We start from the raw sequence: 22,100 nt of genomic DNA on the forward strand, positions 1-22,100 counted from the left end.
GCAAGTTCTCACGCCACGGGCCACCGGACACTTCCCCCGTCGTGAGAACGAGGTGACACCTTTTGGTCGCGGGAATCGTACGAACAGTATGGATCGCACGTCATTTTCGTGGACCCGGGTGCTCGTCGTGGCCGTCCTCGTCGTCGTACTCATCGGAACGCTGCCGATCGTGTCCGTCGCCCAGTCGAGCGAGCGAACCGGCGGCACGATCGTCGTCGAAGAGGGCGAGACGGTCGACGAGATCGAAGCCTTCGCCGGGAACGTGATCGTCCGCGGCACCGTCACCGGCGACGTGAGCGCCTTCGCCGGGAACGTTCACATCGAGGGGGACGTCGGCGGCAACGTCGAAGCCGTGGCCGGCAACGTCGAGATCAGCGGCACCGTCGACGGCGACGTCAGCGGGGCGGGCGGGAACCTCGTCCTCGCCGAGGGCGCGACGATCGGCGGCTCGCTCGAGGCGGGCGCCGGAACCGTCGAGATCGACGGCACGATCGAGGGCGACGCCGCGATCGGCGCGGAGACGATCCGGCTCGGCGAGAACGCCGCGATCGAGGGCGACCTCCGGTACGGCGGGACGCTCGAGGGGAACACCGACGCGGTCGCGGGCACGATCATGGAGGATTCGCGGATCGGGGTCGGAATCGAACCGACGCTCCAGCCGATCACCGGGTGGCTCTTCGCGGCCTACGCGTTCGTCATGAACCTCCTGCTCGGCGCGGTCCTGCTCGCGCTGTTCCCCCGGTTCTCCGCCGACGTCGCCCGTCGGGTCGCGACCGATCCGGTCAGGACCGGCCTCGCGGGCCTCGGCGTGCTCGTCGGGATCCCCATCCTGCTGATCGCGATCGCGATCACGATCGTCGGGATCCCCGTCAGTATCGTCGGCAGCCTGCTGTTCGGACTCCTGGTGTGGATCGGCGTCGTCTACGGCCGGTTCGCCGTCGCCGCGTGGCTCCTCGCCGCCGTCGACGTCGGGAACCGCTGGCTCGCGCTCGTCGTCGGCCTGCTCGGCGGCGCGATCCTCGGGCTAATTCCCGTTCTCGGCGATCTCATCAACTTCGTGATCCTCCTGCTGGGCCTCGGCGCGCTCACGATCGGACTCTACGCGCGCCGCCGACAGAGCCGCGAGACCCCGACGGCGGCCCAGACCGGGGGCCCCGCCGCGGAATAGGGGGCGATCGCGTTTCCCGGTTCTCGATCGCGTCGCGATTCCGATCGCTTCCTCCTCGTTCGTATCGCGGTTCTCGCTCACGTCGCGGCTCACGGGTCGTTTCGCTCCCCGATCGCATCGCGGTTCTCGCTCACATCACGGCTCACGGGTCGCTTCGCTCCCCGATCGCATCGCGGTTCTCGCTCACTGCGTTCGCTCCGAACCGCGCAAACAACGCCCTCAAGACCCTACACTCGTAACGACGGGTATGCACGTCACCGTCGACGTCAAGGGCGAGGACACCCACGAGTTCGACCTCAACGCGGTGGCGACCGACGCCGATCGGGGGCCGACCTACGCCGACCTGCTCCGCGAAGTCGACCTCAGCCCCCACGAGGTGAGCGTCCTCGTCGACGGCCGCCCCGTTCCCGAAGATCAACCGGTCGACCACGACCACGTCACCGTGTTGCGGCTGATCAAAGGCGGGTGAGCCGCGACCGGGGGGTGGAGATCCGGGGTTCGGAGCGGTTCGTCCCGGCGGAACCGTTATACCTGATTTTGTGGAACGTCAACACACCGGCCGGACGATCGACTCCGGCGGGGTGGATACACATGAGTTCGACAGAAGCCGTTCTCGAGCATCACCTCGATGCGTTCGAGAACCAGGATCTGGAGGCCGTCATGGCCGACTACACGGACGAATCGACCGTCGTCACCAGCATGGGGACCTTCCGCGGGCGCGACGAGATCGAGGGGCTGTTCACGAACCTGTTCGACGAGTTCGACGATCCCGACGCCTCGATCACGATGGACGAGACGATCGTCGAGGACGAGTTCGCCTACATCATCTGGCACGCCGAGACGCCCGAAAACGTCTACCAGTTCGCAACCGACACGTTCCACGTTCCCGACGACACGATCGCGTTCCAGACGTTTGCGGGGAAGATCTCGCCGAAGGAGTAACTGGATCGGGCCGGCTTCCGGGACGGCACGGAAGCGACTCCCTTCCGGGACGCCCTGAGTCCGGCCGATCGGCATCCGCTCCCGATCGCGCCACGGTGATGAAAGCCGGATCGTTTTCGGTGTGGCCGGCGTCGGTGGCGCTATGGAGACGCGTCCCACGGGGCTTGGGCTTCGGTTCCCGAACGTCGGACCGGGTCCCGATCCGCTCTCGCTCGTCGACCTGACCGCACCCGTCGCACCGCCGGATCCGACGACGGTCGAGGCTCCCGATCCGGCACACGAGGCCATCGTCGTCCTGCTTCACCGGGACCACCACGCCGGGAACTGCCGCCGTCAGGTCCGGGCCGTCGCCGATCGGTACGACGAGTTCCGCGAACGGGGCACCCAGGTCGTCTCGGTCGTCTCGGAACCGCGCCACCGCGTCCGCGAGTGGCAGGCGCGCTACGACCTCCCGTACCCGATCTGTGCCGATCCGGCCGCCGAGGCGGGCGAGGCGTTCGACCAGCGCGTCCGACACGGGACGCTCGGCCGAACGTTCGACCTCCTGGGCCGAATGCCGGCCGCGATCGTCCTCGACGTCCGCGCTCCGGGTGACGTCGCCGTCCTCGCGACGCATCGCGGCGATTCGATCTGGGATCGGCCCCGAATCGACGCGCTGTTGAGCGACGTCGCCCAACGATCGTGAAGAGTGCGATGTTCGTCCGAACTGCAACCCCCGACGACGTCCTCGAGGTTCGGCGCATCCTCGACGCCGCGATGCTCGAACCCGGGGACGTCGAGGCACGGACCGCGGCGGGAGACGTCCTCGTCGGTGGCGATCGACGCGGGACCGCGAGTGCGGACCGCGACGGTGACGGGTCCCGCGACGACGAACGGATCCTGGGCACGCTCGTCCTCGAACCCCGCGATCGGGGCGGCCACGTCGCCGCGATCGGCGTTCGCCGTCGCCACCAGGGTCGCGGTATCGGTCGCGCGCTGATCGAGCGGGCGCTCGAGCGCGAGGGCCGACTGACCGCGCGGTTCGACGACGGCGTCCGCCCGTTCTACGAGCGGGTCGGGTTCGCGATCGAACCGATCGACGACCGGCGCCACCGCGGGATCGCGGAGGCGACCGAACGGGCGTAGTATGCTCCCATTACCGGTCCGCTCGCCAGCGACTTTTATCAGAGAGAACGTGGTACGTCGGCTCGCATGGCGCTACAACGGATGCTCAGCGGCGACCCCTCGCGGAGTTCGAAACTCTACCTCGCGATCGGCGTCATCTCGCTCGTGAAGGCGATCGCGGTCCGGAACGACTCGGAGCGGTTCCGCCGGGAACTGGTCGACGCCGGCCTGTTCCTCGGCGTCGGACTCCTCTTGCGACAGTACAGCCGGATCAAGGCGGAGAAACAGGCCGAACTGGAGTCCCAGCTCCCCGACTGGCTCGCCGGCGGGTCGTCGGCCCAGTCGTCGGGACTGCGATCGATGGCGAAAGGCCGCCTCGGCGGCGAGTCCGAACCGGCCCCGGAGCCGACGCTCGCCGATCGCGCCCGGGACGTCATCGCCAGCCGATAGCGACGGAAACTGGTCGCGAGGGCGGTGGTTTCTGCTCACGCAACCGTCGAATCGGCTCCGACGCTACGTCTGGACCGGTTCGAGATCGGCGGTGAAGTGGCGGAGTTCGGGAATCGACGGCTCGGACGCGAGCCGGAGCCCGTCGACCTCGGATCGCGTCTCGAGGACCGTCTCGACCGTCTCGACGACGTGGTCGAAGTGTTCCCGGTGGTAGGTTCGACGGGGCACTGCGAGCCGCACGAGTTCGGGGCGATCGGTCTCCGGGAACGCGAAACTCCCCAGTTCGACGCCGCGGACGCCCCCTTCGCGGTAGAGTTCACAGACAAGCGCCTGGCCGGGGAACACGTCGGACGAGAGGTGCGGAAGGACGGCCCCGGCGTCGAGGTACACTGCGTGGCCGCCGGTAGCGACCGGAACACCGGCCTCACCGAGCAACGAGCCGAACTCGCGAACCTGTTCGACCCGATCGGCGACGTACGCCTCTTCGACGGCTTCGCGAAGCCCGACGGCCATCGCCGCGACGTCGCGGCCTGCCATCCCGCCGTAGGTCGGGAACCCCTCGTAGAGGATCGCGCGCTGTTTGCACCGCTCGAAGAGGTCGGGGTCGTCGGTCGCGACGAAGCCGCCGGCGTTGACCAGCCCGTCTTTCTTGCCGCTCATCACGACGGCGTCGGCGTAGGAGAGCTGTTCGCGGGCGATCTCGGCGATCGAGGCGTCCGCGAACTCGTCTTCGCGCTGTTTGACGAAGTAGGCGTTCTCGGCGAACCGGCAGGCGTCGATCACGAACGTGGCGTCGATCTCGTCCGCGAACGCCCGGACGCGACGGGTGTTCTCGACGCTGACAGGCTGGCCGGCCGCCGAGTTGTTCGTGATCGTCTGGACGACCACCGGGACCTGCTCCGGACCGACCTCGTCGACGACCGTCCGGGCCCGATCGAGCGAGAGGTTCCCCCCGAAGGCGGCGTCGGACTCGAAGTCGTAGGCCTCGTCCACCGGACAGTCGACCGGGTCGGCGTCCTGGTTCGCGACGTGAGCGCGAGTGGTGTCGAAGTGGGTGTTGTTGGGGACGACGTCGCCGGCCGAGAGCAGCGTGCCGTAGAGGACGTTCTCCGCGCCCCGGCCCTGGTGGGCCGGGATGACGTGCTCGAACCCCATCACGTCCGCGACGGCCGACTCGAGCCGATCGAAGCACTCCGAGCCGGCGTACGCTTCGTCGGCCCGGACGAGCGCGGCCCACTGCTCGTCGCTCATCGCGCCGGTCCCGCTGTCTGTCAGCAGGTCGACGTACACCTCCGCGGCGGGAACGTTGAAGACGTTGTAGCCGGCCTCCGCGAGCGTTCGTTCACGTTGCTCCCGCGCCGGGAGCGTGATCCGTTCGACCATCTTCGTCCGATAGGCAACCATAGAACCAGTCTCTCGGCCAGGTAGTTCAATTCGAGTGACCGGGGGTGGCGACCAGTGTACTGGAACCGACCGTCGACGGACCGATTCGCCGCTCCAGTCGCGAATCGGTCCACTCGATCCCAGACGTGGAAACCGATGGCCAGCGGCGGACCGGCACCTACTATTATTACAGTCGATTCGCAAGCAACCACTGGGAAGAAATTATGGCCGGATACGATCAGACACTGAAGCCGTTTCTCTGGCGCGCCGAGCGCCTCCACCCCCAGCAGGAGGTCGTCTCGCGAACCCACGAGGGGATCGTCCGCAACACCTACAGCGAGTACGCCGATCGAACGCGACAGCTCGCGAACGCCCTCGAGGAGGCGGGGATCGAGGACGGCGATCGCGTCGGGACGTTCTGCTGGAACCACCACCGCCACGCCGAGGTCTACTTCGCGGCCCCGAACATCGGCGGCCAGCTCCATACGATCAACCCGCTGCTCCCGCCGGAGCACGTCCAGTACATCGTCCAGAACGCCGAGGACAAGGTGCTGTTCGTCGACCAGTCGCTGCTCGAGCCGTTCGAGGCGGCCTACGACGAGGAGGCCTTCGAGACCGTCGAACAGTTCGTCGTCATGGGCTCGGACGTCCCCGAGACGAGCCTCGAACCGGTCACCGACTACGAGTCGTTCGTCGGCGCGCAGGACGCGGAGTACGACTGGCCCGAACTCGACGAGGAGAACCCCGCCGGGATGTGTTACACCTCCGGAACGACGGGCAAGCCGAAAGGCGTCGAGTACACCCAGAAGATGCTCTGGGCGCACACGATGGCCACCCTGACCCCGCAGGGCCTCGGCATCGAGGAGGACGACGTCGTCATGCCCGTCGTCCCGATGTTCCACGTCAACGCGTGGGGACTGCCGTTCTCCACGACGGCCGCCGGTGCGAAACACGTCTACCCCGGCCCGTCGCCAGACCCCGCCGATCTGGTCCAGCTGATCGAGGAGGAAGGCGTCACGATGACCGCCGGCGTCCCGACCGTCTGGCTCGGCGTCCTCGAGTACCTCCAGGAGAACGACGCCGACCTCTCGAGCCTCGAGCGCATCGTCATCGGCGGCGCCGCCGCGCCGGAGAGCCTGATCCGCCAGTACGACGACCTCGGCGTCGAGGTCGTCCACGCCTGGGGCATGACCGAGATGTCCCCGATCGGGACGGTCGCCCACCTCAAGGCCGATCTTCAGGACATCTCGAAAGAAGAACAGTACAAGAAGCAGGCCAAACAGGGCCTGGTCGTCCCCGGCCTCGAGTTCAAGGTCGTCGACGACGACGGGAACGAGGTCCCCTGGAACGGGGAGGACTTCGGCGAACTCTACATCCGCGGTCCGTGGGTAACGGACTCCTACTTCAAGCGGCCCGACGCCAACGAGTCGGACTTCGAGGGGTCGTGGCTCAAGACCGGTGACGTCGTCACCGTCGACGAGGACGGCTACATCAAGATCGTCGATCGCGCCAAAGACGTGATCAAGAGCGGCGGCGAGTGGATCTCCTCCCAGGAACTCGAGAACGCCATCATGGCCCACGACGACGTCAGCGAGGCGACCGTCGTCGGCGCACCCCACGAGAAGTGGCAGGAACGACCCGTCGCGTTCGTCGTCCCGACGGACGACGCCGCGATCGACGAGGACGCCTTCCTCGAGGAACTCAACGAGTTCCTCATGGAGGACTACCCCAAGTGGTGGACCCCGGACTCGGTCGTCCACATCGACGAGGTTCCAAAGACCGCTACGGGCAAGTTCGACAAGAAGACGCTCCGCGAGCAACACGATATCGAGTCGCTTCTCGACGACGCTCCGGACCCGGACGCCGAGTAAGTCCGGTCTACGGCGGGTATCGCACACGGAGTCTTCTCCCGCTTTCGGACGATCGGATCGCTCGATTCGTAGCCTCTCTCGTCGTATTCGGTACGAATCAAACAGCGACCGATTCGACATTCCCTGGAACGATTGACTTTTCACCATCAGATGAAGTGATACGGGTACGATAGTGAGTCGAGACGATGAGGAGACGGTTCCGGACGACGAGCGAGACGCCCTCCTGACGATCGCTCACGGCGCGGTCGTCACGTCCGGCGGGATTTCCGGACAACGGGCACTGACGACGGCGGTCGAGGTCGTCCTCGCACGAGGCCTCGGCCCGATGGCCTACGGCGTGTACGCGATGGCGTGGCGGATCGCACAGATACTCGTCCGGATCGTGACCTTCGGGAGCGTGCCGGTGCTTCAGCGATACGTCCCCGCATACGACGGAACGCCGAAGCGCCAGTCGGTCGTCGTCGGGTTAGCGTACGCGACGACGGTCGGGTTCGGCGTCGTACTGGCGATCAGCGTCTGGCGATTGGCCCCGTGGATCAACGAACTCACCGTCGACCAGCCGTCGTTCGTGCCGACGATGCGCGGGTTCGGATTCCTCGTGGTGTTGCTCGGCGTCGTCACGATCGTCTCCGGAAACTTCCGGGCAGTCGGCTCCGCCCGCGGCGAGGTAGTGTTCAACAAACTGCTCCGCCCGGGGGTTCGGTTCGGCTGTGCGACCGCGGCACTCGCCCTCGGATACTCGGTCGTCGGAGTCGCCGGCGCGATCGTCGTCGGCACTGGCGTCCTCGCAGCGCTCGCCGCCCCGATCGCGGCGCGTGTGACGGGAATCGTGCCGTCTCTGCGCGAGGCCCGAAGCGAGGTTCGACGATTCTACAATCATGCGGCTCCCGTCGCGATGAGTAGTCTCGGAAAAGTGTTCCAGAACCGCGTCGACGTGCTCCTGGTGGGGGCGTTACTGACGACGGTTGCGGCCGGCGTGTACAACGCCCTCCTCGTGTTGATCGCGATCGCGTGGATTCCGTTGCAGTCGTTCAACCAGCTGTTACCGCCGGTCGCATCGGAACTGTACGCCGACGGTCGGATCGAGGTGCTCAACGAGATCTACACGTCCGTTACGCGGCTGATCGTCACCACGGTCGTCCCCGTTCTCGCGATCCTCCTCGTCTACGGGCGAGACCTCCTCGCGCTGTTCGGCCCGACGTACACGCAGGGGTACGTGCCACTGGTCGTGTATCTCGGCGGCGTGTTCGTCGGCAGCGCCGTGGGGGCGACCGGGTGGCTCCTGATGATGACCGACCATCAGTACGCTCGAATGCTCCTCGACTGGCTCCTCGCCGCCCTCAACGTCGCGCTGACGTACACGTTCATCGTCCAGTTCGGCCTCGTCGGTGCCGCCCTCGGCACGTCGCTCGCGATCGCCATCCAGAACGGCATTCAGGTGCTCCTCCTCCGACGGTTCGAGGGCCTGTGGCCGTTCGATCGAACGTTCCTCACGCCGATCGCGGCTGGCGGCGTCACGCTGCTCGTCATGTGGACGATCCGCGTCAGCGTTTCGAGTAGTCTCGCCCCCGTACTCGGTAGTGTCGCCGGGTTGGGAAGCTACATCGTGTCGCTCCACGTACTCGGTATCGATCCTCGCGATCGACTCGTCGTTCGCGAACTCGTCGATCGGTATCGGACCGACCTGACCGAGACGCTACAAACGGCCACTCGATCCGCGTAGGCGAATGGAACCGTTTTGGAGCCGGGAGCAGCGAAGATACGTCGTGTACCGGCGCCGTCGATCGAGTCATACAGTTTACTGCAAGTCATTTCCGGCGCAACCGCGATCCGGGCGGCGGTTGCGCCAGTAAACCGTTACAGCAATCCGTATCAGAAGTCCATCAGCACGAACACGACGAGGTAGGAGACCGCTCCAAAGGCGACGACAGCGCCCATCCAGACGGAGATGATGATCGCCGCCTGTTTGCCGGTCATCTCCTCCCCGTCGAGGATCGTTTCCAGTTCGGTGAGCGAGTCACGGAGGCTCATGACCGAGGATACCCCGCAACGCGTGAAAAATTTGACGTACTGACATCTCAGTGCCGATCGAACACGCCGTTCGTGTGATAAATAGGAGGGTCTAGAACAGGTTCCACAGGAGTCTAAAACAGGTCCTGGGTCAACTCGAGGGTCTCCTCCCGATCGTCCCAGTCGACGAAGATGGCGACGCTGGTCGCGCTGGTGATGATGTCCTGGACGTTGATCCGGGCCTCGGCCAGCGGGTTGACGATGTCGCTGATGACGCCGGGCTGGTTCGGGAGTTCGCCGCCGGTCACGCGGACGACGGCCATCGGTTCGTCGACGGTGACGCTCGAGAGTTCGTCGCGCGCGATGACCTCTCGGTGGAGGATGTTCTCGGCGCGTTCGGCCTCCTCCTCGTCGATGTAGAACGTGACGGTGTCGAGGCCGCTCGCGACGGCGTCGATGTTGACGTCGCTCTCGGAGAGGGCCTCAGAGAGATGGTAGAAGACGCCGGGCTGGTTGCGGATCGCCCGGCCGGCGACGGTGAGACAGGCCAGCGGGCGCTCGCGCAGGTCGACGAGGTTCTGGAACTCGCCTTCGATGCTGGTCCCGCCCGAGAGGAGGTCGCCGTGCTGGTAGTGGACGACGCGGACGTCGAGGTTGCCGTCCTTGTACGACAGCGCGGAGGGCGCGACGACCTCGGCCCCGCGGAACGAGAGGTTCCGGAGTTCGTCGACCGAGATCTCGCCGACGTTGCGGGCTCCCTCCACGACGTTCGGGTCGCCGGTCATGACGCCCTCGACGTCGGTGACGATGACGACCTCGTCGGCGTCCATGTACTTGCCCATCATGACCGCAGTCGTGTCGCTGCCGCCGCGGCCCAGCGTCGTGATCGAGCCGTCCGGTCCCTCCGCGAGGAAGCCGGTGATGACCGGGACCGTCCCGTCGAGCTCCGCGGCGACCTCTCCGGCGCGTCGCTGGGTCTCCTCGACGTTGACCTCGCCGTACTCGTCGGTGACGACCGGCCAGTCGTCGCTGCCGGGCTCCAGGAAGGTCGCGTCGATGTCCCGGGCCGATAGCGCCGCCTTGAGCATCCGGACCGAGGTCCGCTCGCCCATGCTGACGATCTGGGCCCGATCGGCCTCGTCGGTCTCGAAAGTGATCTCCTCGAGCAGTTCGTCGGTGGTCGATCCCATCGCGCTCGCGACGACGGCGATCTCGTGGCCGTCCTCGACGGCCGCCGCGATCGAATCCGCCGCGCGGTTGATCCGATCGCCGCTCCCGAGACTCGTCCCGCCGAACTTGGCTACGACGCGCATACTGGCACCTCGCAATTGCGGTTCGTTCGCGTACCGGTGGCGTGGCTCATGTGCCAGTGCGTAACCAGAGCGAGCAGATAACTGTGTCCCATTGCCCGCATTTTTACCGGGCTTTTGCCCGGAACCGATCGCCGAATCGCCCTCCTCGAGCGGGATCGATCGGACCTCGTGACTGTCCGCTCGTCGTGAACTGCGGGCGGGATTTATGTTCGTGGGTAGCATTGCCACACGCAAATGAACGTACGGGACGCACTCGAGGCCGATGCCGACGCGCTGGCGTCGATCGCGGACTCTCCGACGGACGTCATGCGAAATCTGGTTCACGATCGGACGGTCCGCGTCGCCGAGGACGGCCCGCGCGACCCGAACGCCGACGTCGGCGACTCCCAGTACGACGGCTCGGATCCGGAGGATCTGCTCGGGTTCATCAGTTTCGACGCGAGAGAGGACACCGTCCACGTCACCCAGCTCGACGGTACGAGCGAGGCCTGCGAGCGGCTGCTGGCCGAACCGGTCCGGTTCGCCGAACAGGAGTCGATGGCCGTCGAGGTGCTGGTCACGCCCGGGGCCGAACTGATCGAGTCGGCGGCCGAGGAACTGGGCTTCGAAAGACGGGGAAACGGCCCCCGGTTCAACGGGTCGCAGACGGTCCGGTTCCGTCTCGATCCCTGAGGAGCCTCGCCCCCCACCGAACGCCGTCGATCCAGACCGGACGGCCGACGTTATTTTTATCATATCCGTAGTGTCGAGAATAACCGAAGCAATTATTGCCGACAACGGTGCCTCCCGCGATGTATGCCATCGGATCACAACATGCCCGACTACGAGCAGGTCCGCGAGGGATTCTCGTGGGAGGACATCTACGACGCGGCGGACTGGGACGCACCGGACCGGATCAACATCGCACACGAGGTCTGCGATCGCCACGCCGAGAACAGGGAGAAGGTGGCGCTCTACCAGGTGAGCGAAGACGGCGATCTGACGACGCTGACGTTCTGGGAACTGGCCGAGCGGACGAACCGGTTCGCGAACGTCCTCGAGAGCCTCGGGATCGAGCAGGGCGATCGCGTCTTCTCGTACATGCCGCGGATCCCGGAACACTACGTCGCGCTTGTGGGGACGGTAAAGCGCGGGGCCGTCTTCGGCGGGATCAACGAGCGGTTCGGTCCTGACGGCATCTCCTACCGCCTGGACGACTGCGACACGAAGGCGATCGTCACCACCGCCGAGAACCGTGACACCGTCGCGGATGCGCTGGAGAACGCCCCATCCGTCGAACACGTGATCGTCGTCAGCGACGACGGGACGGGAATCCTGCGCGGAGACGTCAGCTACCACGACGAGATGGAGACCGCGAGTCGCGAGTACGAACCGGCCGACACCGGCGGCGAGGACGACGCCCTGCTGTACTACACCAGCGGAACGACCGGGCTGGCAAAGGGCGTTCTCCACAAGCACCGGTGGGTCACCGGCGTCGCCGCCACCCAGAAGTACGCCGTCGACCTCCAGGAGGGCGACCTGTACTGGTCGACGGGCGATCTCGGGTGGCTGACCGGCCCGATCAACACGCTGGGCGCGTGGTTCTGGGGGACCGCGCTGTTCACCTACGAGGGCGAGTTCGACCCCGCGGAGTGGGCCGACCTGCTCGATCGGTTCCCGGTCACCGTGCTGTTCTCCATCCCGACGGCCTACCGCATGCTCCGCGAGCACGAGGACGTCCTCGAGGGGGTGTCGCTCGATCTGCGCCACGCGCTGTCGATCGGCGAACCCCTCTCGGCGGGCGTCGTCGAGTGGGGCGAGGAGACGCTGGGCGTCACGATCCACGACACCTACGGCCAGACCGAGACGGGGAACATGATCATCAACAACTACCCGACGATGGAGGTCCGGCCGGGGTCGATGGGCAAGCCGCTTCCCGGCATCGAGGCCGCCGTCGTCGACCCCGAGACCGGCGAAGTGCTCGATCCCGGCGAGACGGGCGAGATCGCTCAGCGCGGAGACTACCCCTGTTTCTTCGCGGAGTACTGGGAGAAGCCCGCACAGACCGAGTCGTGTTTCGTCGACGGCCCGGACGGACAATGGTACCTCTCGGGTGACCTCGCGAACGTGGACGAAGACGGCTACTTCTGGTTCGAGGGCCGGGCCGACGACGTCATCCTCTCCTCGGGGTACCGGATCGGGCCCTTCGAAGTGGAGAGTTCGCTCGGCGAGCACGAGGCCGTCGCCGAGGCCGCAGTCGTGCCGAAACCCCACCGGGAGCGAGGGAACATCGTGAAAGCGTACGTCGTCCCCAGCGAGGCCGCGACACCCTCCGAGGACCTCAAGGAGGAGATCAGGACTCACGTCCGCGACGAACTCTCGGCTCACGAGTACCCACGCGAGATCGAGTTCCGCGACGAACTCCCGAAGACAGTCACCGGGAAGATTCGCCGGACGGAACTCCAGGACGAGGCCGAAGAGGAGGTCGAGGCCGACTGACTGCGCGTCGGAACCGGTTCCAGATCGGGGACCCGGGAGCGCGCCTCCCTAGGTAGATCCCGTTTCGAGTACGGGATCGTCCTCGAGTCCCAGAAAGTCGATCGCGGTCCGGTAGAAGATGTCGCGGGCCGTCTCGCGGGGCAGATCACGGGCCAGCAGTCCGGCACGCTCCTCGCGGTAGGGGTACGGGACGTTCGGAAAGTCCGAGCCGTACATGATCGAGTCGGAGCGGTCGATCAGGGTTTCGTCGGCGATCGACGACGGGTCGAAGCCCATCGTCTCGGGGGCCGACGCCGACATCGCGACCGTCGTGTCGAGGTAGACCTGTTCATTGGTCCGCGCCAGATCGAGGAACGCATCGACCTCGTAGGTTCCCATGTGCGCACAGCAGACCCGAAGGTCCGGGTACGAGTTCACCACCTCCGCGAACGCGTCCGCACCGACGTAGGGGCTGTCCTCGAACATCGGCGCAGTGCCGCCGTGATAGGTGATCGGCCGATCGTACTCGGTCGCGACCTCCAGTGCGGGCTCGATGCGCGAGTCCGCGGGACGACACTCCTGGACCGGACAGTGAATCTTCAGGCCGCGAGCCCCGTTCTCGAACGCCTCGCGAACGACGTCGGCGACGTCTTCGTCGTCGGGATGGACAGTCGCGAACGGGATCATGAACGTCGACGCCTCGGCCTGCGCACCGAGCCACGCGTTCAGGTCGCGCGCGAGTCCGGGCTCGTGGGCGTACGGGAGGGCGACGTAGGCCGCGACGCCGGCCGATCGAAGGACGTCCTCGATTCCCGTTCGGGACGTCGGCGAGGAAAACTCCCAGCCGGCCTCCTCGGTGAGCGTCCGCTGGATCGCGGCGGCGAGGCGATCGGGGAACACGTGCGTGTGGGCGTCGATTGCCGGGCGAAACGCGGATGGGGGCTCCTCTGCCGCCGACCGTCGATCGGAAGGTACCATAGCTGTCGGACACCGGTCCATACCGGATCAGGAGTGATAGCTGTACTGCCCGCAAAGAGGCCGGACCCGGGCCGCTAGCTGAACTTCTGGACCGTCACGTCGAGCGTATCGAGGTCGACGATCGGTGCGTATCCCGCGTCGGGATCGATGTTGACGCTCTTCTGGAAGTCCGTCTGGGCCTGCCAGCAGCCGGAGTTGATCGCGAGCACGTTGTGGTACTTGCCGAACCCGAGTTTGTGGACGTGTCCGGTATGGAAGATGTCGGGGACCTCGTCGATCGCGAGGTAGTCCTGCTCCTCGGGTGCGAGACGGGTGTGGCCGCCGAACTGGGGCGCGACGTGGCGTTTCTTCAGGAGCTGGTACATCGCCCTGTGGGGCTCGTCGTAGCTCGCTTTCTCCTCGGGCAGTTCGGCGATCACCTCGTCTAGCGAAACGCCGTGGTACATGAGCACGGACACCCCCTCGATCGTCACCATCGACGGATTGCTCACGATGCGTGGATCGTGAGCCGACATGATCTCCCGGAGTTCCTCGTCGAATCCGGGCTGGGGCTCGGCGAGTCGCACCGCGTCGTGGTTGCCGGGAATCATGACGATCTCGAGATCGCCGGGCACCCGTTTCAGGTGCTCGTTGAACGCCTCGTACTGCTCGTAGATGTCGACGATGTCGAGTTCCTCGTCCTGGTCGGGATAGACGCCGACGCCCTCGACCATGTCGCCCGCGAGCAGCAGGTACTCGACGCGCTCGCCCGCCTCGGTGTGGAGCCAGTCGGCGAAGCGATTCCACGCGTCCGCCATGAACTCCTGACTGCCGACGTGGACGTCGCTGATGAGTGCCGCCTGAACCGGCCGATCGGCCGTCGAGGGCTCGTGGGTCCGGGGAACGTCGGGGAAGTGCATCGAGTCGACGAACGCGATCCCCGAATCGTCCGCCAGCGTCCCCTCCATCGCGAGCACCTCGTCACAGAGCAGTTCGTCCACGAGGTCGACGTACTCCCGGTCTTTCATCACCAGCCACGGGAAGGTGCCCGTGGCGTCCTCGAGTTCGACCAGCCAGTGGCCGCTGGCCGTCGATCGGACGTCGTTGACCAGTCCGACCATCGCGACTTCCTCGCCGCCCGGCATCGACTCGATCGCCGTCGCCGGGCGGTGGTTGACGCGACTCCGCAGTTTCGAGCCGAGACGATCGAGCCGATCCCGGAAGACCGAGACGAAGTCGCTGTACTCGCCGGTCCCGGTACTCGCCCCGGTCATGTCGTTGCTGATTTCGAGCGACCGGAGGTCCGGATCGACCGATCGATCGGCGACCGACGAAGACCCCTCCGTTTCAACTGGAGACGGCCCGACCTCGTGCGTCGAATTCGGAGAGGACTCTCCAGTTGAAACGGAGGGGTCGGTCGTGGAGGGGCTCGCCGCGGACTGCGCCGCGGCGTCGGTCGAATCGCCGGATCGATCGGAGGAGGGTCCAGTCAGCTGGCTCCCATCGAGGGCCGCGTCGACGTGGTCGGTCGTGACGACGAGGGCTCCCTCGGGGAGCGATTCGATGACGCGCTCGAGGACGGCCCGGGAATCGTCCGCGGACGCGATCTTCGTCACCGCCTCACGTTCGGCGTTGTACCCGCGACTGGTGAGTTCGCTGACGATCCGGGCCGGGCCCTCGAGTGGCACACCCCTCGCATTCGTGACCGCGGGGAAAAACGTAGCGAATGCCCGATCGAATCCGGAAACGTAGCAGCCTCGATCTCGATCGAATCCGGTAGCGGAGCGTATCCCGATCCAGGAGGTATCGACGATCGGATTCGAGCGTCGCGGTCGAACCAGCCCGAACAAAACGTTGATTGCCGGCCCCGGCAAAACACGGGACGATGAGCGGTCCCGATTCCGGAGACTCCGCCGACGACGGCCACGGTGACGACGCTCCCGACACCCGCGACGAGCCGCCGTCGGATGGGACCGACGCTCCGGACGAGACGCACGCGAAAGATACCTCGACACGGTCGTCCGACGATTCGACCCGGCGAACCGACGGGACGTCGAATCGAACCGCCGGTGACGAGACTGACTCGACTGGCGACAGCGCAGTCGCCGGCTCGAACGGCGATCGAGACGCCACCGTGGGTACAGCCGCAAACACCGGCGATCGAGGCGACGGCGACGCCGTCACCATCGAGGACGACGGCGTGATCCGCTGGTTCCTGAACACGGACGACGGAACCGTCGTCTTCGCCCGCGACGTGTTGAGCAGCGTGGCGATCGTCGCGGTCGTCGGACTCTTGCTGTTCGGGGTCAGCGGGATCTGGCCGCCGCTGGTCGCCGTCGAGAGCGGGAGCATGGAACCGAACATGGAACGCGGCGACCTCGTCTTCGTCGTCGACGACGATCGGTTCGTCGGCGACGGTTCCGCCGCCGGCACCGGGGTCGTCACGCTTGATAACGGACAGGAGAGTGACCACGAGAAGTTCGGCAACCCCGGCGACGTCATCGTCTTCAGGCCGGACGGGACGGATCACCGGACGCCGATCATCCACCGGGCCCACTTCTACGTCGAGGAGGGCGAGAACTGGGTCACGACCCAGGCGAATCCGTCGTATCTCAACGGAAACGACTGCAACGATATCCGGTCCTGTCCGGCACCCCACGACGGGTTCGTGACGAAAGGCGACGCGAACTACAACTACGACCAGGTCGGGTTGAGTCCCAAGTCCTCCGTCGTCAAACCCGAATGGGTCACGGGGAAGGCGATGTTCCGGATCCCCTGGCTCGGCCACGTCCGCCTGACCTTCGACACGATTCTCGGCGGGACCGTCACCACGTCGCCGACGATCGTCGGGGCGAGTCCCGCCGGAGCAGGTCCCGCCGCGACGGGAACACCCGCCGTCGGGGCCGCGAGCGCTGGCGTCGCTGGCGTCGCAGCGACCGGCGTGACCGCTGCCGTCGCCGTCTCGCGACGTCGGTTCTGACGACGATTTTCGAAGTGATCGTCGATTCTCGAAGTGACCAGCGATTCACAAGGTCGCCGAACACGCCCGTTTCTACTTCCCGAGCATGTCGAGTTGGAACGGCGAAACCTGACTGCCGGAAAAGTACCGCTATCGACGCCGATCAACTCAGTTCTCGAATCGCGCCTGGACGAACGGCTGGATGTCGTCGATGTCGGACAGCCGGGAGTCCGAGAGGAGGACCGCCTCCGTCTCTTCGAGTGGAACCGAGAGGCTGATCTCCTTGGTTCGACCGTACCGGCCCTTCGAGACGACGACCGCGTTGACGATCCCGAGCATGTCGAGTTCGCTGATGAGATCGGTGACCCGGCGCTGGGTCAGCACGTCGGCGTCGATCTCCTCGCAGAGGCGCTTGTAGATGTTGAACACCTCGCCCGTGTTGATGCTGTGAACGCCGTTCTTCTCCAGGAGGATGATCGAGAAGAGGACGAGTTTGCTCTGCGTGGGAAGGGTGCGGACGACTTCGACGACGCGATCGAGTTCGATCTTGTCCTGGGCCTGGCGGACGTGTTCCTCGACGATCGTCTCCGTTTGAGCGCGCTCGGCGAGTTCGCCCGCGGTCCGGAGCAGATCGAGCGCGCGGCGCGCGTCCCCGTGTTCCTGGGCCGCGAAGGCGGCACACAAGGGAATCACGTCGTCGGAGAGCGCGCCCTCTTTGAACGCGACGTCCGATCGGTGCTGGAGAATGTCCCGGAGCTGGTTCGCGTCGTACGGCGGGAAGACGATTTCCTCCTCGCCGAGCGAGGACTTGACCCGGGGATCGAGGAAGTCCGTGAACTTCAGGTCGTTGCTGATCCCGATGATCGACACCCGCGAGTTCTCCAGTTCGGAGTTCATCCGCGAGAGGTTGTAGAGCGTATCATCTCCGCTCTTCTCGACGAGTTTGTCGATCTCGTCGAGCATGATCACGACCACGCGCTCGTCGTAATCGACGGCGTCGAAGAAGACGCTGTAGACCCGATCCGTCGGCCACCCGGTCATCGGAACCTCCTCGAACGAGTCCCGGTCGGCCTCGAGTTCGTCGATCCGGTCCTCGAGTTCCGATCGGGAGGCAAACGGCGTCGAGGCGAGCGGGTGGTCCAGCGGGAGTTCTCGATCGTCGGCCGCGGCGTCACCGGTCGACCCCTCTGTTTCGACTGGAGATTCGGTAGACGCGAAGTCGATATCGTCTCCAGTTGAACCAGTTTCGTTGGGGTCGTTCGACGCCCGACCGGGCGTCCCGTCCGTCGCGACGTCCCCGAAGAGATCGGACCCATCGTCGGTCGATCGTGCGCCAGCGTCGTCGTAGTCGTCTACGTCCGCGCGCAGGGATTCGAGCGTCTCGATGCGATCGGTGATGCGGGCCTCGTTCTTTTCGATGAACTTGTTGGCCAGCTGTGCGAGGACGCGATACTGGGTATCGGTCACCTCGCAGTTGATGTACTCGACGTCACACGGGACGCTGTACTTCTGTGACGTGCTCTCGAGTTCCTTGCTGACGAACTTGGCGCTCGCGGTCTTGCCCGTTCCCGTCTTGCCGTAGATGAGGATGTTCGAGGGCGTCTCCCCACGAAGTGCAGCGACCAGAATCGTCGCCATCTTGTTGATCTGGTCGCTTCGGTGGGGGAGCTCGTGTGGCGTGTAGGACGGACGCAACACTTCCTTGTTCTCGAAGATCGGTTCGCCACTGAGAAGATCGTCGAACAGCCCCTGGTTCGACTCGTCGTCGGCGATGTCGGAACTCCCGAAGTCCGTCGAGAAGCCCGCCGTCCGCTCTCCCTCGACGTCGACATCGTCTACGTCGACGTCGGTTCTCGTGGTTTCTGTGTCGTCGTCTGACATCCGTCGTACACGTACCCCCTTGTTTCGAGTGGAGTTCGGACCCCGAATACAGGAATATCGGTCCGCAGATGGCCTTCTGAGCCGTATCTACTATTCCAGGTCCTCGGTCCGAGTCCAGTTGATGCAAACGAAACAGTGGAAGACCGGCGTATTAAATTCTTCCATTCAATTCAACGTGCCGACCGGATCGGCAGGCGCGATCGAACAGGAGAGAAGCGACTCCTCGAGGGGAAGAGCGGATCGCCCTGGGACCTGATGACGTGACGAAGTGATGATCTGCGTGGATGGTCGAGTGACGGAAGCGAAGAACATTGATTGATCGATGGGACAACTGGTTTGATCGATCGATGGGACGACTGGTTAGTCGGCGATGAAGGGAGAGATCGATCGGAGAGGGAGAGTGGTCGAGGAGAAGAGGTTGATCAGAGAGGGAGAATGATCGGGGAGAGAAAGGGATCGATCGGACGGAGAGAATTATAATATTACCATTCTAGTCTCCTAGTATGAAGTCCGGCTCTAGCCCCCCACCCCTTCGTTTCGGGTGGAGAGACTCGAAGGTGGGGTGGTGGGGGAGGGGGTTCTAAGAACGAGAAGTTTTATGATGGTTGTGGAAAAACAGCATCCGTACTACTAGCAAAGTAGTACATTTACTAGAAAGACTGTTGTTTGTTACTAGACTCTGCTAGATCTAGCGTTCTCAGCCGTCTTTGTTACTAGAGATATCGATTCGCCTCGATTCTCTCCATAGCGGGTCCGACGAACGGGTTCGAGTCGAAAGGAGGGCGTCCAGCTCGTCCCGTCCACGTGGATCCGGCTATCCGACCCGGGACTCCCTCGGCACTCTCCAGTTGAAACGAAGGGGTGGGGGTGTTCCGCTCCTCACCGATCGGCTTCCCGTCCCGATCGGTTCGGGGTCGTTCGCCTTTTGCTATCACTCGCCTCTTGGCCTCACATATCACGAGTTTGTCAGCGTGGCGGGTAGTCGTCGGATCGTCGTCGTTACCGCTTCCGAATCGTGCTACTCCCGCGGCAGTGTTACCCGCGCAGTCAGTTACCCGCGCAGTCAGTTACTCGCGCAGTCATCTATGTTACCCGCGTGGTTCGTGTTACTCGCGCGGAAATGAATTCCCACGAATCGTCGTGCCGGTGATAACCGTCGTGTCGGTGATCGATCTGGCAGTACACGACGATTTCACCCGTTTCTCGTCACACTCCCGCATCACGGCTCTCGACGACCTCGATGCGATCGTTCGGTCGCGAGTTCCAAAATCTATCCCGATCGCGACCTGAAATACGGGTTGTCCTTCGTCGCAGAATTGTATTCAGTAGTATTAGAGAGTCAATATGTCTGACGTAGGCTTAAGTGAGTTCAGTCAGTAGTACGCGCAGATGCACCCCTCGGTGCTGGAGGTCCCCAAGGATGGGATTGTTCACAGAACTCAAAGATAGTATCTCTCGGGCGACGGATCGCCTGTTCTCCGAACAGGAACCGAAACGAATCGGTATCTATGGACCGCCGAACGCCGGCAAGACGACGCTCGCGAATCGAATCGCACGCGACTGGACCGGCGACGCGATCGGGACGGAAAGTCACGTTCCACACGAAACGCGACGTGCACGTCGGAAGGAAGGCGTCGAAATCGAGCGGAACGGAAAGACGGTGACGATCGACATCGTCGACACCCCGGGTGTCACGACGAAAGTCGACTACGAGGAGTTCACCGACGAGATGGAGGAAGACGACGCCATCCGCCGGTCACGCGAGGCCACCGAGGGCGTCGCCGAGGCGATGCACTGGCTGCGCGAGGACGTCGACGGCGTCATCTACGTGCTTGACAGTGCGGAGGATCCGATCACCCAGGTCAATACGATGCTGATCGGCATCATCGAATCCAGGGATCTGCCGGTCCTCATCTTCGCGAACAAGATCGACCTCGACGAGTCGAGCGTCAAGCGGATCGAGGACGCGTTCCCGCAGCACAAGACCGTTCCTCTCTCCGCGAAGGAAGGCGACAACATGGACGAAGTGTACGATAGCATCGCGGAGTACTTCGGGTGAGCAGGCATGCCAAAAGCAACCAATACGGACGACCCGGACGGTCCCGACGGCGTCCAGATCGATCTCATCAGCGGCGAGCGCATGGACGGGATGGCGACCATGGAGAAGATCCGGATGATCCTGGACGGCGTCCACGAGGGGAACATCGTCATCCTCGAGGAGGGGTTGACGCCCGACGAGGAGAGCAGACTCATCGAGGTGACGATGGCCGAGATCAGTCCCGACGAGTTCAACGGGATCGAAATCGAGACCTACCCCAAGTCGGAGACCCGTGACTCGTCCCTGCTCGGTCGCATCATGGGGTCCGACGAATCGACGGCGAAACTGACGGTGATCGGTCCGGCGAACCAGATCGAAACGCTCCACAAGGACGAAACGCTCATCAGCGCGCTCGTGTCTCGAAACTAATGCCACACGAATGCACGAACTGCGGCCGCACGTTCCCCGACGGCTCGAAGGAGATGCTCTCGGGCTGTCCCGACTGTGGGGGGAACAAGTTCCAGTTTGCGCCGAACGGAACGGTCGCGCGAGATTCGTCGGACCGGACCGACAGCGCCGCCACGATCGAGCAGCCCGGCGGCTCCGACAGTACCGGGCCTGCCTCGTCGACCGAACGGTCCGATCCTGACTCCGGTTCCGAAACCGGGGACGGCGTCGCGACCCGGGCCGCCGAAACGGTTCGTGACTTCGTGACGTCGGACTCGTCGGACACCGGTCGATCGGGGACCGGACCAGGGGACGGTGCCACCGGAACCAGCGCATCGTGGCCCACCACGGACACCGAATCGTCGGTCGACCGGAACACCGGCCCGGACGGCAGTTCGGGCGACGTGGGCGAGTTCGGCGAGTGGCCGGAGACGGCACGACGGCCCGAAGACCGATCGACCGGCGACGAAAGCACCACAGCCGCCGCCGATCGATCGGTGTCTACGAATCTGGATCAGTCACAGACTGCGGATCCGGACCAGTCGGCATCTCCGGATCCAGCGCTGTCGGCTGATTCGACCTCGTTTGCGGACGACGAAGACACGGCGCAAGCAGACGCCAGAACCGACGTCGTGAGTCGGGACGACCTCCCTTCGGAACCGCCCACCGCGGGCGACGAACCGTCCCTCGAGGATGCGGACCGCCCATCTCGGCCGGCGGACACCGAGGACGCACCGCCGGAGCACGGCCGCGTCGTCAGCGAACCGTCGGCAGATCGGCCGTCGATCGAAGACCTTCGCGAGGAACTCAACGAGCAGTTCGAGAGCATCAAGATCGTCAGTCCCGGCCAGTACGAACTCAATCTCATGGAACTGTACAATCGCGAGGAGTACATCATCTCGCTGCAGGAAGACGGCCGATACGTCATCGACGTCCCGGACTCGTGGCGCGGCGACGATGCAGAGTAATCGTCCACTGCGAAGCTAATTCCCCGTCGTCGGCAACTCCAGCACCGGGACATTTCGACTGGAACTATCTCCGAATCTGGGACGCCAGTCAATTACTACGGGAAACTAATCCCACCTGAAACGATGGGTTCACGATTCGTCCTGGAGCACGT

The 22,100-nt window shown here is 64.7% G+C and carries 20 protein-coding genes; 14 read left to right on the plus strand and 6 right to left on the minus strand.

The features are described from left to right. Window positions 1-88 precede the first annotated feature (88 nt). The 6 genes from MUN73_RS02725 to MUN73_RS02750 all read left to right on the plus strand — a co-directional run bounded on the left by MUN73_RS02725 (window position 89) and on the right by MUN73_RS02750 (window position 3,664). A complete protein-coding gene (locus MUN73_RS02725) occupies window positions 89-1,168 on the plus strand; it encodes a bactofilin family protein (protein WP_250138915.1) in 1,080 nt (359 codons plus the stop codon). A 247-nt stretch (window positions 1,169-1,415) separates the two neighbouring features. Then, window positions 1,416-1,637, plus strand: a complete 222-nt coding sequence (gene samp2 / locus MUN73_RS02730; protein WP_250138916.1) for a ubiquitin-like small modifier protein SAMP2 — start codon at window positions 1,416-1,418, stop codon at window positions 1,635-1,637. Window positions 1,638-1,759: 122 nt separating this feature from the next. Continuing rightward, window positions 1,760-2,110: a nuclear transport factor 2 family protein gene (locus MUN73_RS02735; protein WP_250138917.1), complete on the plus strand. Its 351-nt coding sequence runs from the start codon at window positions 1,760-1,762 to the stop codon at window positions 2,108-2,110. Between the two features lie 142 nt (window positions 2,111-2,252). Then, window positions 2,253-2,795: a redoxin domain-containing protein gene (locus MUN73_RS02740; RefSeq protein ID WP_250138918.1), complete on the plus strand. Its 543-nt coding sequence runs from the start codon at window positions 2,253-2,255 to the stop codon at window positions 2,793-2,795. 8 nt (window positions 2,796-2,803) lie between these two features. Next, window positions 2,804-3,235: a GNAT family N-acetyltransferase gene (locus MUN73_RS02745; protein WP_250138919.1), complete on the plus strand. Its 432-nt coding sequence runs from the start codon at window positions 2,804-2,806 to the stop codon at window positions 3,233-3,235. 66 nt (window positions 3,236-3,301) lie between these two features. Next, window positions 3,302-3,664 (plus strand): hypothetical protein, encoded by a 363-nt coding sequence (locus MUN73_RS02750; RefSeq protein WP_250138920.1) that lies wholly within the window; start codon window positions 3,302-3,304, stop codon window positions 3,662-3,664. Window positions 3,665-3,727: 63 nt separating this feature from the next. Here the strand turns inward: MUN73_RS02750 and MUN73_RS02755 are convergent, their stop codons facing one another. Further along, window positions 3,728-5,068: a tryptophanase gene (locus tag MUN73_RS02755; RefSeq protein WP_250138921.1), complete on the minus strand. Its 1,341-nt coding sequence runs from the start codon at window positions 5,066-5,068 to the stop codon at window positions 3,728-3,730. A gap of 203 nt (window positions 5,069-5,271) precedes the next feature. On the opposite strand from MUN73_RS02755, the gene MUN73_RS02760 reads away from it, so the two are divergent. Then, window positions 5,272-6,918, plus strand: coding sequence for a long-chain fatty acid--CoA ligase (locus MUN73_RS02760; protein ID WP_250138922.1), 1,647 nt, complete (start codon window positions 5,272-5,274; stop codon window positions 6,916-6,918). Between the two features lie 172 nt (window positions 6,919-7,090). Then, window positions 7,091-8,641, plus strand: coding sequence for a lipopolysaccharide biosynthesis protein (locus MUN73_RS02765; protein WP_250138923.1), 1,551 nt, complete (start codon window positions 7,091-7,093; stop codon window positions 8,639-8,641). A 149-nt stretch (window positions 8,642-8,790) separates the two neighbouring features. On the opposite strand, the gene MUN73_RS02770 is transcribed toward MUN73_RS02765, so the two are convergent. Further along, the gene (locus tag MUN73_RS02770; protein ID WP_250138924.1) at window positions 8,791-8,949 is read right to left on the minus strand and encodes a hypothetical protein; all 159 of its coding nucleotides are present in this window, start codon (window positions 8,947-8,949) and stop codon (window positions 8,791-8,793) included. 113 nt (window positions 8,950-9,062) lie between these two features. Then, a complete protein-coding gene (locus MUN73_RS02775) occupies window positions 9,063-10,241 on the minus strand; it encodes an aspartate kinase (RefSeq protein ID WP_250138925.1) in 1,179 nt (392 codons plus the stop codon). 234 nt (window positions 10,242-10,475) lie between these two features. Here MUN73_RS02775 and MUN73_RS02780 point away from each other — a divergent pair, with 234 nt between their 5' ends. Next, the gene (locus tag MUN73_RS02780) at window positions 10,476-10,913 is read left to right on the plus strand and encodes a hypothetical protein (RefSeq protein ID WP_250138926.1); all 438 of its coding nucleotides are present in this window, start codon (window positions 10,476-10,478) and stop codon (window positions 10,911-10,913) included. Between the two features lie 123 nt (window positions 10,914-11,036). Beyond that, window positions 11,037-12,719: an acetate--CoA ligase gene (locus tag MUN73_RS02785; protein WP_250138927.1), complete on the plus strand. Its 1,683-nt coding sequence runs from the start codon at window positions 11,037-11,039 to the stop codon at window positions 12,717-12,719. 48 nt (window positions 12,720-12,767) lie between these two features. Here MUN73_RS02785 and MUN73_RS02790 read toward each other — a convergent pair whose 3' ends face one another. Beyond that, window positions 12,768-13,676: an amidohydrolase family protein gene (locus tag MUN73_RS02790; protein WP_250138928.1), complete on the minus strand. Its 909-nt coding sequence runs from the start codon at window positions 13,674-13,676 to the stop codon at window positions 12,768-12,770. Between the two features lie 74 nt (window positions 13,677-13,750). After that, a complete protein-coding gene (locus MUN73_RS02795; protein ID WP_250138929.1) occupies window positions 13,751-15,343 on the minus strand; it encodes a DNA-directed DNA polymerase II small subunit in 1,593 nt (530 codons plus the stop codon). 197 nt (window positions 15,344-15,540) lie between these two features. Here MUN73_RS02795 and MUN73_RS02800 point away from each other — a divergent pair, with 197 nt between their 5' ends. Next, window positions 15,541-16,635, plus strand: a complete 1,095-nt coding sequence (locus MUN73_RS02800) for a S26 family signal peptidase (protein ID WP_250138930.1) — start codon at window positions 15,541-15,543, stop codon at window positions 16,633-16,635. A gap of 147 nt (window positions 16,636-16,782) precedes the next feature. Here MUN73_RS02800 and MUN73_RS02805 read toward each other — a convergent pair whose 3' ends face one another. After that, a complete protein-coding gene (locus MUN73_RS02805; RefSeq protein WP_250138931.1) occupies window positions 16,783-18,495 on the minus strand; it encodes a Cdc6/Cdc18 family protein in 1,713 nt (570 codons plus the stop codon). Window positions 18,496-19,915: 1,420 nt separating this feature from the next. Here MUN73_RS02805 and MUN73_RS02810 point away from each other — a divergent pair. From MUN73_RS02810 to MUN73_RS02820, 3 genes are read left to right on the plus strand one after another with little or no spacing between them, the layout of a single operon-like run. Beyond that, complete coding sequence (locus tag MUN73_RS02810) at window positions 19,916-20,554, plus strand: Era-like GTP-binding protein (protein ID WP_250138932.1); 639 nt, start codon at window positions 19,916-19,918, stop codon at window positions 20,552-20,554. A gap of 6 nt (window positions 20,555-20,560) precedes the next feature. Beyond that, window positions 20,561-20,962 carry a DUF2073 domain-containing protein gene (locus MUN73_RS02815; RefSeq protein WP_250138933.1) on the plus strand — a complete coding sequence of 134 codons (402 nt, stop codon included), beginning with the start codon at window positions 20,561-20,563 and terminating at the stop codon, window positions 20,960-20,962. Further along, window positions 20,962-21,948 carry a Zn-ribbon domain-containing protein gene (locus tag MUN73_RS02820; RefSeq protein ID WP_250138934.1) on the plus strand — a complete coding sequence of 329 codons (987 nt, stop codon included), beginning with the start codon at window positions 20,962-20,964 and terminating at the stop codon, window positions 21,946-21,948. The genes MUN73_RS02815 and MUN73_RS02820 overlap by 1 nt, the downstream gene beginning before the upstream one ends. Window positions 21,949-22,100: the final 152 nt, after the last annotated feature.

Origin of the sequence: Halosolutus amylolyticus (assembly GCF_023566055.1) — an archaeon.
Classification (GTDB): domain Archaea; phylum Halobacteriota; class Halobacteria; order Halobacteriales; family Natrialbaceae; genus Halosolutus; species Halosolutus amylolyticus.